We start from the raw sequence: 429 nt of genomic DNA on the forward strand, positions 1-429 counted from the left end.
TCACCAGCCGGGTCAGCGAGTTGTGCCCGCCGCCGTGCAGCCCGGACACCTCCGACTTCGGGGTCATCAGATGCCGGTCGAGCGCGTGGTACATGAACACGGTGCCCTTGGGCATCCGGTGGGTGACCACCGCCCGGCACACCACCACGCCGTTGCGGTTGTAGGCCTCGATCCAATCGTTGTCGGACACCCCGATCGTGGCCGCATCGGCCGGACTCATCCAGATCACCGGCCCGCCGCGGAACAGCCGCAGCATGTGCAGGTTGTCCTGATACTCGGTGTGGATCGACCATTTCGAGTGCGGCGTAACGTAGCGCACCGTGACCTCGGGCCGGCCATCCACGGACGGCCCCTGCTCGCCGAACCGACGATGGTCGAGCGGCGGGCGGTAGACCGGCAACCATTCGCCGTATTCGGCGATCCAGTCAT

Annotated in this window: 1 protein-coding gene; it reads right to left on the reverse strand. The window is 66.7% G+C overall.

Annotated elements, in window-relative coordinates; genetic code table 11:
- Positions 1-429: molybdopterin dinucleotide binding domain-containing protein (locus ACAG26_RS27680; RefSeq protein WP_370486273.1), on the reverse strand; the 429-nt coding region annotated here is incomplete at both ends.

Source organism: Mycobacterium sp. pUA109, assembly GCF_041287095.1.
Lineage (GTDB): Bacteria > Actinomycetota > Actinomycetes > Mycobacteriales > Mycobacteriaceae > Mycobacterium.